Here is a 761-nt window from a genome sequence, read left to right on the forward strand (position 1 = left end):
TCCAGCGAGGAACGAAAAATTCATCGGAACTTCGAAATCTTTCTTCCGAAGTTTCATTTCATTCTTCCGAACTTTTATTTCCCGGTTCCGTGGAGAAATTTCGTTTCCTCCCTGGAGATTTCGTATTTCCTACCGAGGGAGGGACGAGAGGGGAGAAGTTAGAGATTAGAAATTAGAAGTTAGACTTTAGAGGTTAGAAGATAGAAATCGGAGCTATCGGAACTATCGGAGGTGATCGGAGCTATCGGATAGGAGCAGTCCAAACTTCTAATCTCTAACCTCTAAAGTCTAACTTCTAATCTCTTCTTCTCCTGAAATTAAGACGACATTATAGTAGTTAATAGTAGGTATTTTGTATCTTTGTGGATCAAAGGAGATGTCTCGCATCGCAAAAGGTCGGTAGAGCGCTCTGAGAAGCCCTTCCCCTATACAGCTATTTGCCATGTCTAGACAGACCTACAGTAACTGATAACATCACTCAAGTAACCAAACGAACAAATATGTGGATCTTTAAATCATCAATCGGGAGAAAGTTCATCATGAGTCTCTCAGGACTCTTCCTGATTATCTTCCTATTGCTACATGGCTGTATCAACCTACTAGCCGTCTACGATGCGATCAATGTGAATAGCGAGTTCCCTACGGAGCTGTACAATCAAGCCTGTCACGTCATGGGTACCAACATATTGGTACAGATCATGGTTCCCGTCCTAGCGCTGGGCTTCATCGTACATATCATCTACGCCCTATGGCTGACACTG

1 pseudogene is annotated in these 761 nt (G+C 43.1%); it reads left to right on the plus strand.

The features are described from left to right. Window positions 1-500: 500 nt before the first annotated feature. Window positions 501-761 (plus strand): annotated as a pseudogene (locus PORUE0001_RS05010) (succinate dehydrogenase); the annotation flags it as partial.

This window comes from Porphyromonas uenonis 60-3 (genome assembly GCF_000174775.1).
GTDB classification, from domain to species: domain Bacteria; phylum Bacteroidota; class Bacteroidia; order Bacteroidales; family Porphyromonadaceae; genus Porphyromonas; species Porphyromonas uenonis_A.